Here is a 14,361-nt window from a genome sequence, read left to right on the forward strand (position 1 = left end):
TAGCTCTACCCGAACACCGTTATTCTATATCGTTTGGTGGGGTCGTTGTTTGTTATAAGTGCCGCCCACGACCCCGCCCCAAGCCCCGCGCAGCGGCCCCCACCCCCACCCGAAAACCCCCACGCCCCACCACCCCTCCCCGCACTATCCTCGCCATGTGACCGTGACTTATGTGATCGATGGCTCCCTGGTCGGAAACCTCGACGACTTCTGGAAGGTCGTGGGCGAATCCATCGGCTGCGGCGGCTACTTCGGCAAGAACCTCGACGCCTTCGCCGACTGCCTGCGCGGCGGCTTCGGCACCCCCGACGACGGCGACTACGCGATCGAGTGGCAGCACCACGAGGTGTCGCGGCGCAATCTCGGCTACCCCGAGACCGTCCGCCAGCTGGAGCACCGCCTCACCCGCTGCCACCCCACCAACCGGGAACACGTGGCCGCCGAACTCGCCGAGGCCCGGGCGGGCCGCGGCCCGACGGTGTTCGACTGGCTGGTGCGGATCATCGAGGAGGAGCTCCCCGACGGCCTGCGCCTCGCCTGAGGACGGGCCCCGTCAGAACCTGAGAACGAGCCCGTCAAAAAACGAGCCCGTCAGAACACGTCCGACAGCCGCACGAACCGCCGCCCCGCCGCCAGCAGCCCGGGCAGGGCCGCCGCGAAGCCGCGGGCGGTGCCGCCGCCCGGTTGGTTCATGTGGGCGATGACGATCGACCCCGGCGGGGCCGCCGCCACCTCCTGCCGGACCTCGGCGGCGGTGAGGGTGGCCCCGCCGTCGCCGTTGACGGTGAAGCCCGCGACGCGTTCCCCGAGGTCGGCGACCACCCGGGTGGCGACGTCGTCGTAGTGGGCGGTGCCGGAGCGGAAGAAGCGGGGCGGGTGGCCGAGCAGGTCGGTGAGCTTGTGGGCGTTGCCGGCGACCTCGTCGTACACCTCGCCGACGTCCCGGGTGCCGGCGATGCCGTAGGCGGAGCGCCCGGTGACGGAGAGCGGGCGGTGGACGGTGCCGTGGTTGCCGATCTCGAAGAGCGGGTCGCCGGCGAGGCGCTCGAACTCGGCGGGGTTGGCGTCGATCCAGCGGGCGTTGAGGAAGAGCGTGGCGGGCACCGCGTGCGCGCGCAGGAAGTCGATCAGGTCGGCGTCGTACCCGCTGCCGCCGGAGCCGCCGCAGGCGTCGAACGTGAGCGCGGTCGCCTGCTGCCCGGCGGGCAGCTCGCCCGTCACCCCGGCGACGTCGAGCCCCCACTCGATCGGCGCCGCGCCGCCGTACCGGGCGACGGCCTCCGCCCTGGTGAGCTCGTGCGGCACGGCGGAGGCGGTGGCCGTCGGTGAAACAGCAACGGACGCAGACGGCGAACCAATCCCCGCCGAGCCAACCCCCACCGAACCCGCCCCCACAGAACCCACCCCCGCCGAACCCGCCCCCACCGAAGCGGACGCCGCCCCCACGCCCCCCTTCGCGGCCCCGCACCCCGCCAGCGTGCTCCCGGCCATCGCCGCCAGCAGGGCCCGCCGACTGAGTGACACACCGACCTCCACGATGATCCGACTGCCTGACCGTCTGCTTCTATGAACCGGTCGATCCTCGCCCGCCGCAACCCGCCCCCGCCGTAGCGACACGGCCCGCCGGGCGAGGCCGGGCCCGCTTTCACCGGCCCGCCCCGCCGCCGTGGGGCCCGGCTCACCCGGGGTTCACCGCCGCGGGTAGGGGCGTGGGCAAAGCCGACCCCGCCCGACACCGGAGACCCCGATGCCCGCCACCCCCGAACAGCCCGAGCACCCCCAGCACCCCCAGCACCCCGAGCCCGACCGCCACCCCGCCCGCCGCGACGTCCTCCGCACCGGCCTAGCCACCGGCGCCGCCACCGCCCTCGGCTTAACCACCGCAGCCACCGCAGCCACGGCCGCCACCCCAGCCGCCCCAGCCGCCGCAGCAGCGGCAGAGGCGCCCCGGACCACCGATCAGACCCTCACCCTCACCGGCCACCTCCCCACCGGCTCCCCCGACTTCGTCTACCTCCCCGTCGAAGTGCCGGACGGCGTCCGCGAGATCGCCGTGTCCTACACCTACGACAAACCCCCGGTCCCGGCCGGCACCCCGGGCAACTCCTGCGACATCGGCGTCTTCGACGAGCGCGGCACGGACCTCGGCGGCCCGGGCTTCCGCGGCTGGTCCGGTGGCTTCCGCACGGAGTTCCGCATCGCGAGTGACTCCGCGACCCCGGGCTACCTGCCGGGCCCGATCGGCGCGGGCACCTGGCACGTGGTGCTCGGCCCGTACCAGGTCGCGCCGCAGGGCCTCGACTACCGCGTCGACGTCACCCTCCGGTTCGGCGAGCCGGGCCCGGAGTTCACGCCGTCGTACCCGGCCGAGCGGGCGCGGGGCCGCGGCCGCGCCTGGTACCGGGGCGACTGCCACCTGCACACCGTGCACTCGGACGGCCGGAGGCTGCCGGAGGAGGTGGCGGCGGGGGCCCGCGCCGCCGGCCTGGACTTCATCGTCTCCACCGACCACAACACCAGCTCCTCGCACGCCGTGTGGGGCCCGCTGGCCGGCCCCGACCTGCTGATCGTCCCGGGCGAGGAGATCACCACGCGCAACGGCCACTGGCTGGCGCTCGGTCTCCCCGCGGGCGAGTTCGTCGACTGGCGCTACCGCTCGCGCGACGAGGCCTTCCCGCGCTTCGTCCGCCAGGTGCACCGCTCCGGCGGCCTGGTGGTGCCCGCGCACCCGTACTGCCCGTACGTCGCGTGCCAGTGGAAGTTCGGCTACGAGCAGGCGGACGCGGTCGAGGTGTGGAACGGGCCCTGGACGTACGACGACGAGTCGGCCGTGGACACGTGGGACGCGCGCCTCGCGGTCGCCCTCCGGGACGGCCGGTCGTGGCTGCCGGCGATGGGCAACAGCGACGCGCACAGCGCCCCACAGGTGATCGGCCTGCCGCACAACGTGGTGCTGGCCGAGGACCTCACCCGGGACGCGGTCCTCGACGGGCTGCGCGCCGGGCGCAGCTGGCTGGCCGAATCGGCGGCCGTGCGGCTGGAGTTCACCGTCACCGGGGACGGCCGCCAGGCCGGCATCGGCGAGGAGCTGGCCGTCCCGGCGGACGCGCCGCTGGACGTGCGGCTCGCCGTGTCCGGGGTGCCGGGCGGGACGGTGCGGTTCCTGACCGACGAGGGCCAGATGCACCAGGAGTCGCTGCCCGCGGGCGGCTCGGGCACGGTGGTGTGGCGGACGACGGCCTCGCTCGCCGCGTACGTCCGGGCCGAGGTGCGCCACCCGAGGGCGGACGGGTCGCCGGGCCGGGGCAACACGATGGGCGAGGACCTGCCGTGGGGTCCGATGGCGGCCCTGACCAACCCGATCGTGCTGCGCGCCGAGGACCACTAAGGCGTGTCCGGGTGCGGTCCCGGGCCGGACGGGGGACGACTCGGGGCACCCGGGTGGACTAGGTTGATCCCCGAAAGCATCAGTCGTAGGGACGAGGCGGTCGGCTGTCCGCATCCGGGTCGCCACCCGGATCCGGGCCACCTTCCGGATCCGGATGGCCGTCCAGATCCGGGTGGCCGTCCAGATCCGGGTGGTCACCCGCATCCGGGCCGACCGGCCCGCTCGCACTCCGACCGCCTCGCCCCGGCTACCCGACCGTCCCCGGCCCGCGAAGGGATCAGCAGCTGTGAACCGTACGACCGTAGGTGGGCCGGAGCTCGGGGGCGGCCGGGGCGCCGGCGGTGTCGTCGTCCTCGTCGACCCGTCGGGCGCCGGACAGAGCCGGGTGGCCGCGCTGCTCGCCGAGGAGCTGCACCCGAGCGTCCACCTGCGGACGGACGACTTCCTGCGCGTCATCCGCCGGGGCCGGCTCGCCCCCGGGGCGCCGGGGGCCGAGCGCCAGGGCGCGACCGCGCTGGCGGCCGCCGCACAGGCGGCGTTCGCGTACGCGACCGGCGGCTACCAGGTCGTCGTGGAGTGCCCGGCCGCGCCGCCGGCCCTCGACACCTTCCGCCGCGAGAGCCGGACGACCGGCGCCGCCCTGCACTACGTGGCCCTCGAAGCCGACGCCCCCGGCACCCCCGAGGCCGCTGCCGAAACGATCCTGACCGCACTCGGCGAGGGCACCCACCTCCTCGGCTGGTGAGCTCCGCCCGCGGCACGAGGCCCCGACCGTCCGCACACACGGAGCGCCAGCCGCCCGCACACACGGAGCCCCGACCGTCCGCACGCACGAGGCCCCGACCGCGCGAACGGTCGGGGCCTCGTGCCGTGCGCGGAGGTCAGCTGAGCGTGCGGACCGCGGCGGCGTCGTAGGAGCGGAGGTCGTCGAAGCGGCCGGCGAGGACCTTGGCGGCCCACTCCGGGTCCTGGAGGAGGGCGCGGCCGATGGCGACCAGGTCGAACTCGTCGCGCTCCAGGCGGTCGAGCAGGTCGTCGATGCCCTGGACGGGGGCGCCCTCGCCCATGAAGGCGCGGACGAAGTCGCCGTCGAGGCCGACCGAGCCGACGGTGATGGCCGGGCGGCCGGTGAGCTTGCGGCTCCAGCCGGCCAGGTTGAGGTCGGAGCCCTCGAACTCGGGGACCCAGTAGCGGCGGGTCGAGGCGTGGAAGGCGTCCACGCCGGCCTCGGCGAGCGGGGCGAGGATCGCCTCCAGCTCCTCCGGCGTCCCGGCGAGACGGGCGTCGTAGTTCTCCGACTTCCACTGCGAGTAGCGGAAGATCACCGGGAACTCCGCCGAGACGGCCTCGCGGACCGCGGCGACGATCTCGGCGGCGAACTTCGTCCGGGCGACCGGGTCGCCGCCGTAGGCGTCGGTGCGGCGGTTCGTCCCGGCCCACAGGAACTGGTCGATCAGGTAGCCGTGGGCGCCGTGCAGCTCGACGCCGTCGAAGCCGATGCGCTCGGCGGCCGCGGCGGCCTCGGCGAAGGCGCCGATCACGTCGTCGAGGTCGGTGCGGGTCATCGCCCGGCCGGTGCCCTCGGTACCGTCCAGGCGGATGCCGGAGGGGCCGACGGCGGGGGCGTCGGCGACCGGCGGGTCACCCTGCTTGCGGACCATGCCGATGTGCCAGAGCTGCGGCACGATCGTGCCGCCCGCCGCGTGGACGTCCTCGGCGACCCGGGCCCACCCGGCCAGCTGCTCCTCGCCGTGGAAGCGCGGGATGTCGTCGGCCTGGCCGGCCGACTCGTGGCCGACGTACGTGCCCTCGGTGACGATCAGGCCGACGCCCGCGGCGGCGCGCCGGGCGTAGTACGAGCGCACGTCCTCGCCGGGCACGCCGCCCGGGGAGAACCGGCGCGTCATGGGCGCCATCACGATGCGGTTGGGCACGGTCAGCCCGTTGATCGTGACGGGCCGGGACAGGATCCCGGCGGCGCGGGCGGCGGGGTCGGCGGACGCGGCGGGCTCGGTGACGGTCATGGGGTTCCTCGTGGGTACCGGGGGTGTGCACGGAATCGTGAACGGTTGCCCGTGCCAACCATCCCGACGGCCGCCGCATTTCGCCGCACACGCGAAGGCCGCTGTGATCCCCGCCACTCCGGCGAACCGCCGCGTACGCCCCTACCCCCTACGCCTTCCCCCCTACGCCTTTCCCTCCTACGCCCCTACGCCCCTACGGTGCCGTCGATGCCCTCGCGCAGGAAGTCGGCGTGCCCGTTGTGCCGGGCGTACTCGTGGATGAGGTGGAGCATCACGAGGCGCAGCGAGACCGTCTCCCCCCAGCGCGGCTGGTAAGCCGTCACGTCCAGGGACTCCGCCTCGCACTCGATCCGGCGCGCGTGCTCGACCTCGGCCTGCCAGGCGGTGAAGGCCTCGTCGCGGGTGGCGCCGGTGGCGTCGTACGCGGCCTGGTAGTCGCCCTCCGGCGACCAGACCAAGGGGACGTCCTCGCCGCCGATGACCCGCCGGAACCACGTGCGCTCGACCTCGGCCATGTGCCGCACCAGCCCGAGCAGGGTGAGGGTGGACGGCGGGCTGGACCGGAGGCGCAGCTGTTCGTCGGTCAGGCCCTCGCACTTCATGGCGAGCGTCGCGCGATGGAAGTCGAGGAACGCGCGCAGTGTCTCGCGTTCGCCGCCGACCAGTGGGGGCTTGGGGCGGTTGTCGGTGTCCACGTCGTCACTCTTTCCTCGGTCCGCGAGATCACGGCGGACTGTAGCCGACGGCGGCCCCACGGGCACCGCATTTCTCCTACACCTCTCCGTGACCACTTGACTGCACCGTGTTCACATCCGCACCGGTTTGGGTACGTACCGCGGCGCGCCGGACGAGCGGCGCGCGCAACGACCCTGCGGACCGACGACCCACCGAAGGCAGGACTCCATGGACCAGAGCCGGATCCCTCCCACCGTGCACCGGACGTACGGCACGGGCGACCTGAGCCGGGCCGCCAGTTTCGCGGGCGGCTTCATCAACTTCGGCGACTGGCACGGGATCGACCTCACCGCGCCGACGCCGGAGGAACGGGTGCACAGCCAGGAGCAGCTGTACCGGAGGGTGCTGCGCGCCTTCCCCGAACCCCGCGACCAGCTGCGGCTGGCGGAGGTCGGCTGCGGGCGCGGACTGGGCGCCGCGCTCGCGCTGCGCGAGTTCAGATTCGCGGCCGTGACGGGCGTCGACATCCACCCGGACCAGATCGAGCGCGCCCGCACGGTGAACGCCAAGGCGCTCGCCACCTACCCGGACCGGCTCGCCTACACCCTCGGCGCGGCCGAGGAACTGCCCTTCCCCGCGGACGCGTTGGACGGACTCTACTCCGTCGAGGCGGCCCAGCACTTCCGCGAGCTGACGGGCTTCGCCCACGAGGCGGCCCGGGTGCTGCGGCCCGGCGGGCGGCTGGTGGTGACGACGTTCTTCGCCGCCGCCGGCCCGGAGGCCGCCGAGCGGCTGAGCCTCCTGCTGAGCAGCTTCGCCGACGGGCTGGACGTGGCCCACCCGCTCGACGGCTTCACGGCGGACCTCGCGGCGGCCGGGTTCACCGGCGTCACCGCGGAGTCGATCGGCGCGGACGTGTGGCCGGGCTTCGACCGCTACCTGGCGGACGTCGTCCCGGCCGGGCACTGGTCGCGCAACTTCGTCGGTGCCTGGCGGGACGGCCTGCTCGACTACCACGTCGTCACCGCCGACCGCTCCTGAGCACCCGGCCGGCGCGGCCCGACCACCCCGGGTCGCGCCGGCCCGCGGCCGGCCGAATCGCGTCCGGCCGAATCGCATCGGTCGAATCGCGGCGGTCGAATCGCGGCGGGCCGAATCGCATCGGCCGGTATTCCGGTCAGTTCGTGAGGACTCCACTACCCGGTCCCCTCCCGTGCGGCAATGCCCAGGGGCGTGCCTCCGGGTTGCCTCGGTGCGTGGCAAATTCCTGAAGGACCTTTTTAAGATCCCCTGCCGGAGCCGGGCAGCGGCTCCCCCACGAGGTCCTGAACACTTGAATCCTGCATCCTTGGCGCACCCCCTCGCCCTGATCCGGGCCGCGGGAGGGCTTTCCCCTTCCGAATACGCCCGCATCGTCGCACGGAACCACGCCGAACTCGGTTTCGGGCAGATGGCCGCCCGCCGCGAGAAGGTGCACCGCTGGGAATCGGGCCGCACGGTCCCCGAGCCCACCGCGCAACTGGCCATGGCGCACCACCACGGCGTCCCCGCCCCCGAGGTGCACCGGCTCGGCTGGCCGCACTGGCTGCACCTGGTCATCGGGGACGCCGTCCTGCTGGACCAGCCGTACACCGCCGCGGGCGCCGCGCTCGCCCTGAACAGCGCGCTGCACCTGCCGAAGGCGCCGTGCCCGGCGGCGCTCCTCCTCACCGGCGCGGCGCTCGCCGCGCACCTCCGGACCGCACTCGTCCGGGCCACCACCGACGCCGACCGGAATCCCGAGGGCACCGGCCCACGCGGCACCGGCCCACACGACACCAGCCCACACGACACCAGCCCGCACGGCACCGGCCCGTCCGCCGAGCAACTGCGCTGGATCGGGGCCCGCACGTCGACACTCGAACGGCACGAGAGCGGCACGTACCTGCCGACCGCCGCGCTGTACGGCGCGGCCCACGCCGAACACCGCCTGGTCGTGCGCCTGATCGGTGCCCACGGCCACGACGGCCCGTCCGCCCGGCGGCTCTTCCGGTTCGCCGCCCGCACCGCACTGGTCTGCGCCTGGCTGAGCAGCGCCCTCGGCGAGGAGACCCGCGCGGAGCGCCACAACCTCACCGCCGTCCGCGCGGCCGCCGCCGCGGCGGAGCCCGACCTCGCGGCGGTCGCGACGGCCCGGCTCGCCGCGCGCCACGTCGTCGGGGGCGACCCGGTCGACGCGCTGGCGCTCGTCCGAACGGCCCGCACCGTCGGTACCCGGCCGTCGCCGGGCACCATGACGGCCCTGCACTGCACGGAGGCGCTCGCCCTCGCCCGGCTGGGGCACGCCGCCGGCAGCGCCAGGGCGCTGGACCGCGCCGGAAAGGCCGCCTCGGCCACCCCGGCGGCCGGCGACACCCCATTCGGCGCGGCCCCGTTCGGCGCCACCCCGTTCGGCGCGGCCCCGCACCGGCTGACCGTCACCGTCGCCCGCGCCCGATCCGCACTGCTCCTCGGCGCACCGCACGAGGCGGAGCCGCACTTCCGCGTCCTCGTGGACTCCCTCCAGGCACCGCCGGCCGGCGCCCCGTCACCGCACACCGGCTCCTGGCTCCTCGACGCCGTCGACGCCCATCTCGCCGTCGGCGATTTCGGTTCCGCGGCCGTCGCCGTGCACCGCGCCGTCCACGTCACCGGAACGCTCCCGCCGGGACTCGCCCGTCAATACCGCGACCGGCTGTCCGCCCACGGACGGGAGCCGGCCGTCCGACGCGCCCTCGAATTCCTGCGGGACACCGCATCGCACGAAAATTCGATGACGAAGAGCGAAGTCGAAAACGGCCGCGACGACGCCGGGGCCCGGCCCATCGAATCGGCCGACGGCGACCACGAGTAGCGCTTCACAGCGCCTTGCGGACACTGGCGGCGGTTCGCTCCCTTACTCCTTTTGCCACCGCCCGGTCACCCCGCGTCGTACGAGCACAACCGGCCACACAGTCGGCCGCACAACCGGCCACACGACCAGCCACACAACGGCCGTGCGCCGCAAGGCCGTCGGCCATGCCCCGGGGGTGCCTCCACGCCTGGGAGCACACGGACGGACCTGCCTAGGATCCACTGCCCGGCCCGGGGTATCCCGCCCCCGGCGGCTCCCGACCCCTCCGAGGGACGCCTTCGTTGACACACCCTCTGTTCGTGCTGCGCGCGGCGCTGGGCCTGTCCCAGCCCGAGTACGCCGGCCTCGTCGCACGCACCCACGCCGCACTCGGCCTCGGGCAGATGGCCGCCCGCCGGGAGAAGGTCTCCCGCTGGGAGTCCGGCCGCACCGTGCCCGAGCACACCGCCCAGCTGGCCATGGCCCGCATCCACGGCATTCCGGCCCGCGAGATCTACCTGCTCGGCTGGCCGCACTGGCTCCACCTGGCGACCGGCGACGCCGCCCTGCTCCACCAGCCCCACACCGACGAGGGGGCGCTGCTCGCCCTGGCAGGCTCCGTCCACCACCCCGTCACGCCCGGGCCGTCGGCCCTGCTCCTCACCGGATCCGCCCTGCGAGCCCAACTGCGCGCGGCAGTCGCCCGGTCGACGGAGTCCGCAGCACACTCCGACCGGCCGGGGTCCGGACCGGCGGACGAACAACTGGAGTGGATCGAGACCCGCGTCACCGCCCTCGAACAGCACCACGGCGGCACCCTCGTGCCGGCCGAGAGCCTGTACGCCGCCGCCCACGCCGAGCACCGGCTGGTCGTCCACCTGCTGGCCACCGCGCAGCACGACCACCGGACCCGTCGGCGGCTCTACCGCTTCGCCGCCCGCACCGCCCAGCTCTGCACGTGGCTCTGCAACGCCCTCAACGAGGCCGCCCGCGCGGAGCGCCACGCCCTCGTCTCGATCCGCGCGGCCGGAGCCGCCGGAGACGCTCCCCTCCTCGTCGTGGCCTTCCGGCAGTTGGCGTACTGCCACACCATCGCCGGGGATCCGGCCGACGCCCTGCTCGCCATAGCCGCCGCCCGCGCCGTCGGGCCCGGCCTCCGGCCTGCCGCGGCGAGCCAGTTGCACAGCCAGGAGGCGCTGGCCCTCGCCCGCCTGGGCCGAGCCGACGACGTCGCCCGGGCGCTGTACCTCGCCGGCCGGGCCCTCGCCGCCACCGGCGGCCGTCCGGCGCCGGGCGAGAGCTCCGGGACGAGGAACCTGGAACGCATCCTCACCGCCGCGCACGGCACGGCCTCGCTGTTCCTCGGCCGCCCGCACGAGGCCGCGCACCACTTCGACGCGGTGGCGGCATCCGGGTCCGCGCCGCCGTCCGGCGGCCCGTCCACCTTCACCGGGCGCTGGCTGCTCGACGGCGTGAAGGCCCACCTGGCCGCCGGTGACGTCGACGGCGCGGCCCGTACCGTCCGGCGCGCCGTCGACATCGCGGGGACGCTTCCGCCCTCGCTGGCCCGCGAGTACCACCGCCACCTGGTCCCGCACGGCAAGGAGCCCCCCATCCGTCGCGCCCTCGACTACCTGAAGCACGGCTGACGGTGCCGCGGAGAACACCGTCATCACGTCCAACGGGCCTACCGGCCAGGCGGGTTCAGGCCGGCGTCCGGCCCGCCTCGACCGCCATCCGCCGCACGAGGTGCACGATTCCGGGCACCGGGAAGAGCAGCAGGAACAGGTTCGGCAGCCACCAGGTCACCGAGAAGTCCCCGCGCAGCGCCCAGAACGCGACCGCCTGCAGCCCGGCCGTGCTGGTGAGCGCGAGCGAGACCAGCATCAGCGGCCGGGCCCCGCCCGCCGCGCCGCAGCGGCCGAGCCGCAGCGCGGTGAGGCCGGTGGCGCTCGCGAGCACGTCGAGCAGCACGAACGAGTAGTTCCAGTCGCTCAGGACCGGGTCGTCGTAGTCCTTGTACGCGTACTCGGCCGGGACGAGGGCCAGCAGCGTGGCCGCCCAGTAGACCAGGAAGCCGACGTCGGTGACGAGCATCGACGCCTTCGTGAAGCGCAGCACCGGGCTCGGGGCGGGCGTGGCACGCATGGGGACTCCTCCGTCGCGGGTCATACCGTCATTCGTGACTCATTCCCCCGCCGAGGTACATCACCGCGACGCCGGCCACGACCAGCACCGCCCCGGCCACCGACGCGGGCTTGACCGGTTCGCCGAACGCGACCACCCCGCCGACGAGCGCGCCGACCGTGCCCAGGCCGGACCAGACCGCGTAGACCGGGCCCACGTTCAGCGACTTGAGCGCCTGCGCGAGCAGCACGAACGCCGCGATGTAACCGATCGCGACGACCACGCTGGGCATCAGCCGGGTGAGACCGTGCGAGGCGCGCAGCGCCAGGGTGGCCGTGACCTCGGCGCAGATCGCCGCTCCGACCAGAAGGTATGCCGTCATGCCGTCCGTCCCCCGTCATCGTGGTGACTCGGCCGGACGGGATGGTCCCGTCCGGGTCGACCGGCCGGGCGACCCCCTCGATCGTCCGGCTCCGTGCGGTGTGAACTCGGGTCGTGCTCAGCTGATGCGGTGTTAAATCGCCCGCCCCACGGTTAAGTTGCCGTGAACTCGCGAAGGGTGGATTCGGTCCGTGCGGCGCGAAGCCGGCGCGTGCGCTACGCGAAGTCCCGGTTGCCCGGGGCCACCAAATGCGTGAACCCGCTTCCCTGCCCAGCGAGTTCGACGATCAGTCCGCGCAGCCGTCGGTGCAGGTCGTCGTGCGGGGTGGCGAGGCCGAGCAGCCGGGACGTCCACCAGCCGTCGACCGCGAAGCGGACGAGCGTCGCGACGGCCGGATCCAGTCCGTTGTCCACGAGCCGCCGCTGCCACCGGTCGTAGCGCTCCCGCAGCACGTCCAGCACCTCGGGCCCGCCGGCCGCGGCGAGCAGGGCGACCGGCACCTGGTCGGCGCCGCTGGTGTCCCCGGCGGGCGACTCCGCCGGGATGCTGGCGTCCAGCCAGGCGAGCGCGAACGCGCCGGCCGGAGCGTCCGGACCGGGCAGTACGGCCTCGAACCGGTCCGCGAGGCGCTCGACGACACCTTGTACGAGCGCCCGCTTGCTGGGGAAGTGGTGCAGCAGCCCGCCCTTGCTCACGCCGGCCTCGACGGCGACGGCGTCCAGGCGCACCGCGTCGACACCCCCGCGCACCAGAAGCCGCTCGACGGCGTCGAGCAGTTGATCACGCACCGGTGGTTCCCTCTCTCCGTGTTACAAACCGTCCAGACGGTCGGACGCAGCCTAGCAGACCGGCGAGTACCAGACAGAAACCCCAACACGCCACCGCCGAATGGTTGTTGACAGCCTCCATCGCGCATGCTTTCGTTTCCTCGGCCGACGGCGGAGAAACGGCGGAAGCTCCACCGGTCTGCGGCCTCATGTTTGCTGCGCACGATGATCGAAAAGGCGGCCCGGGAATTCACCCGGGCCGGGGGGAACGCTCTTCGACATCCACGGGGGATCATTGCGAGCCATGCGGTTCCGGCTGCGCCCACACGGGTCCGGCAAGGGTCGGCACGACTGCGGACGACCCTTCCCGCACTGACTGGCGAGCAGCCAAGCAGTCATCCCACGCTGGGCGTTGACCCTGCCGACCGCCGCACACCCATCCTTCGTCGATCGTCTGCCGAGCATCGGCACGACGGGGTGCACCGAGCCCGGGCACAGCGCAACGGCGCGCCGTCCCCAGCCCGGGCCACCCTCCCGCACCCGTGGCACTTTCACCTGCCCGTCCGCGGCCGGGTGTCCATGACATTTCGTGTTCGGCGCGCCGGTAAAGCACGGCGCCCGGGCCCGCCGGGGCACCGCCCATTGAATTCGAGGGAAATATGGTGGACATATTCTCGAAAGTCTCCGGTTACACGGCCGCCCGCGATGCCATGGCGGCCGGCATCTACCCGTATTTCCTGCCTTTGACCGGCAACGAGGGCACGACGGTCACGCTCGGTGACCGCGAACTGGTCATGTGCGGGTCGAACAACTACCTCGGCCTCACCGCCGACCCGCGCGTCAAGCGGGCCGCCGCCCAGGCTGTGGAGCAGTTCGGCACCTCCTGCACCGGCTCCCGGTTCCTCAACGGCAACCTGGCCCTGCACGACCAGCTGGAGGCCGAACTCGCCGACTTCTACGGCAAGCCCGCGGCCGCCGTCATCTCCACCGGCTACCAGGCCAACCTCGGCACCATCAGCGCGCTCGCGGGCCGCGGCGACGTCGTCTTCGCCGACCGCGACGCGCACGCCTCCGTCGTCGACGGCGGCAGGCTCAGCGACGCCAAGCTGAGACGCTTCCGGCACAACGACCCCGCCGCGCTCGACCGCGTCCTCGCCTCCGTCCCCGACAGCGCCGGCAAGCTCGTCGTCGTCGACGGCGTGTACTCGATGGAGGGCGACCTCTGCGCCCTGCCGGAGATCGTCGAGGTGTGCGAGCGGCGCGGCGCGCGCCTGATCGTCGACGACGCCCACGGCCTCGGCGTGCTCGACAAGGGCCGCGGCACCTGCTCCTACTTCGGCCTCACCGACCGGGTCGACCTCATCACCGTCACGTTCAGCAAGTCGCTCGCCTCCCTCGGCGGCGCGGTCGTCGGCGACGAGGACGTCATCCACTACCTCAAGCACCACGCCCGCAGCCTGATCTTCAGCGCCTCGGCCACCCCGGCCAGCGCCGCCTCCGCCCTGGCCGCCCTGCGCATCCTGCGCGAGGAGCCGTGGCGGGCCGAACGCGCCCAGCAGAACGCCGAGTACATGCGGGCCGGCCTCGCCCAGCGGGGCATCAGCGCCGGCGAGAGCGCCACCCCGGTCATCCCGCTGCGCACCCGCGGCACCATCGAGACCCTCCTGCTGTGGCGGGAGCTCATCGACGCCGGCGTCTACACCAACCCCGTCCTGCCGCCCGCCGCGTCCCCGCGGCTGCGGCTCAGCTTCATGGCCACCCACACCACCGACCACCTCGACCGGGTGCTGGACGCGCTCGGCGCGCGGGCCGAGCACTTCCTCGCCGACGACGAACCGGACGCCGACGACGGGTACGCGGTCGAGGCGCTCGCTGAACTCGCCGACTCCGGCGCCGCGGCCCGGCCGTGAACACCGCGGCCGCCACGCGACCCGGCAGCCGTCCCGCCACCGCGGGCCGTCCGGCGCCGCCCGCGCTCCGGGCGGCGGTCGCCGCCCTGGCCGGGGCCTCGGCCGGCGCCGTCCTCGGCGCGGGCCTGGCCCCCGGCGACGGGCACGCGCCCGACCTGCCGTGGTGCCTCGCCGCGGCGGTGGGGGCCGCGCTCGCCGTGCTCGCCGCCGCGCTCCACCGGCGGGCGGGCCGGCACC

At 74.1% G+C, this 14,361-nt stretch carries 13 protein-coding genes and 1 pseudogene; 8 read left to right on the top strand and 6 right to left on the bottom strand.

Annotated elements, in window-relative coordinates:
- Window positions 1-157 precede the first annotated feature (157 nt).
- Window positions 158-541, top strand: coding sequence for a barstar family protein (locus tag ACFXDE_RS42105; RefSeq protein ID WP_380443271.1), 384 nt, complete (start codon window positions 158-160; stop codon window positions 539-541).
- 50 nt (window positions 542-591) lie between these two features.
- Here the strand turns inward: ACFXDE_RS42105 and ACFXDE_RS42110 are convergent, their stop codons facing one another.
- The gene (locus tag ACFXDE_RS42110) at window positions 592-1,305 is read right to left on the bottom strand and encodes a polysaccharide deacetylase family protein (protein WP_380499476.1); all 714 of its coding nucleotides are present in this window, start codon (window positions 1,303-1,305) and stop codon (window positions 592-594) included.
- A 442-nt stretch (window positions 1,306-1,747) separates the two neighbouring features.
- Between ACFXDE_RS42110 and ACFXDE_RS42115 the strand changes: the two genes are divergently transcribed.
- A complete protein-coding gene (locus ACFXDE_RS42115; RefSeq protein WP_380499477.1) occupies window positions 1,748-3,388 on the top strand; it encodes a CehA/McbA family metallohydrolase in 1,641 nt (546 codons plus the stop codon).
- Between the two features lie 286 nt (window positions 3,389-3,674).
- Window positions 3,675-4,133, top strand: a complete 459-nt coding sequence (locus tag ACFXDE_RS42120; protein WP_380499478.1) for a hypothetical protein — start codon at window positions 3,675-3,677, stop codon at window positions 4,131-4,133.
- Between the two features lie 136 nt (window positions 4,134-4,269).
- Here the strand turns inward: ACFXDE_RS42120 and ACFXDE_RS42125 are convergent, their stop codons facing one another.
- A complete protein-coding gene (locus ACFXDE_RS42125) occupies window positions 4,270-5,412 on the bottom strand; it encodes an NADH:flavin oxidoreductase (protein WP_380499479.1) in 1,143 nt (380 codons plus the stop codon).
- 185 nt (window positions 5,413-5,597) lie between these two features.
- Window positions 5,598-6,107 (bottom strand): DinB family protein, encoded by a 510-nt coding sequence (locus ACFXDE_RS42130; protein ID WP_380499480.1) that lies wholly within the window; start codon window positions 6,105-6,107, stop codon window positions 5,598-5,600.
- 208 nt (window positions 6,108-6,315) lie between these two features.
- Here ACFXDE_RS42130 and ACFXDE_RS42135 point away from each other — a divergent pair, with 208 nt between their 5' ends.
- The 3 genes from ACFXDE_RS42135 to ACFXDE_RS42145 all read left to right on the top strand — a co-directional run bounded on the left by ACFXDE_RS42135 (window position 6,316) and on the right by ACFXDE_RS42145 (window position 10,587).
- Window positions 6,316-7,128 (top strand): class I SAM-dependent methyltransferase, encoded by an 813-nt coding sequence (locus tag ACFXDE_RS42135; protein WP_380499481.1) that lies wholly within the window; start codon window positions 6,316-6,318, stop codon window positions 7,126-7,128.
- 307 nt (window positions 7,129-7,435) lie between these two features.
- Window positions 7,436-8,959 carry a hypothetical protein gene (locus tag ACFXDE_RS42140; RefSeq protein ID WP_380499482.1) on the top strand — a complete coding sequence of 508 codons (1,524 nt, stop codon included), beginning with the start codon at window positions 7,436-7,438 and terminating at the stop codon, window positions 8,957-8,959.
- Between the two features lie 281 nt (window positions 8,960-9,240).
- Entirely contained in the window at window positions 9,241-10,587 is a 1,347-nt protein-coding gene (locus ACFXDE_RS42145; RefSeq protein ID WP_380499484.1) for a hypothetical protein, read from the top strand.
- Between the two features lie 55 nt (window positions 10,588-10,642).
- Here ACFXDE_RS42145 and ACFXDE_RS42150 read toward each other — a convergent pair whose 3' ends face one another.
- The 3 genes from ACFXDE_RS42150 to ACFXDE_RS42160 all read right to left on the bottom strand — a co-directional run bounded on the left by ACFXDE_RS42150 (window position 10,643) and on the right by ACFXDE_RS42160 (window position 12,235).
- A complete protein-coding gene (locus ACFXDE_RS42150) occupies window positions 10,643-11,086 on the bottom strand; it encodes a DUF5360 family protein (RefSeq protein WP_380499485.1) in 444 nt (147 codons plus the stop codon).
- Between the two features lie 28 nt (window positions 11,087-11,114).
- Window positions 11,115-11,447, bottom strand: coding sequence for a multidrug efflux SMR transporter (locus ACFXDE_RS42155; RefSeq protein ID WP_218200045.1), 333 nt, complete (start codon window positions 11,445-11,447; stop codon window positions 11,115-11,117).
- Window positions 11,448-11,662: 215 nt separating this feature from the next.
- Window positions 11,663-12,235 (bottom strand): TetR/AcrR family transcriptional regulator, encoded by a 573-nt coding sequence (locus ACFXDE_RS42160; RefSeq protein ID WP_380499486.1) that lies wholly within the window; start codon window positions 12,233-12,235, stop codon window positions 11,663-11,665.
- A 638-nt stretch (window positions 12,236-12,873) separates the two neighbouring features.
- On the opposite strand from ACFXDE_RS42160, the gene ACFXDE_RS42165 reads away from it, so the two are divergent.
- Complete coding sequence (locus ACFXDE_RS42165) at window positions 12,874-14,124, top strand: aminotransferase class I/II-fold pyridoxal phosphate-dependent enzyme (RefSeq protein WP_380499487.1); 1,251 nt, start codon at window positions 12,874-12,876, stop codon at window positions 14,122-14,124.
- Window positions 14,121-14,361: pseudogene (locus ACFXDE_RS42170) on the top strand (hypothetical protein); the annotation flags it as partial. The gene ACFXDE_RS42165 and the pseudogene ACFXDE_RS42170, both read left to right, overlap by 4 nt.

Source organism: Kitasatospora sp. NPDC059408 (assembly GCF_042751525.1).
Lineage (GTDB): Bacteria > Actinomycetota > Actinomycetes > Streptomycetales > Streptomycetaceae > Kitasatospora.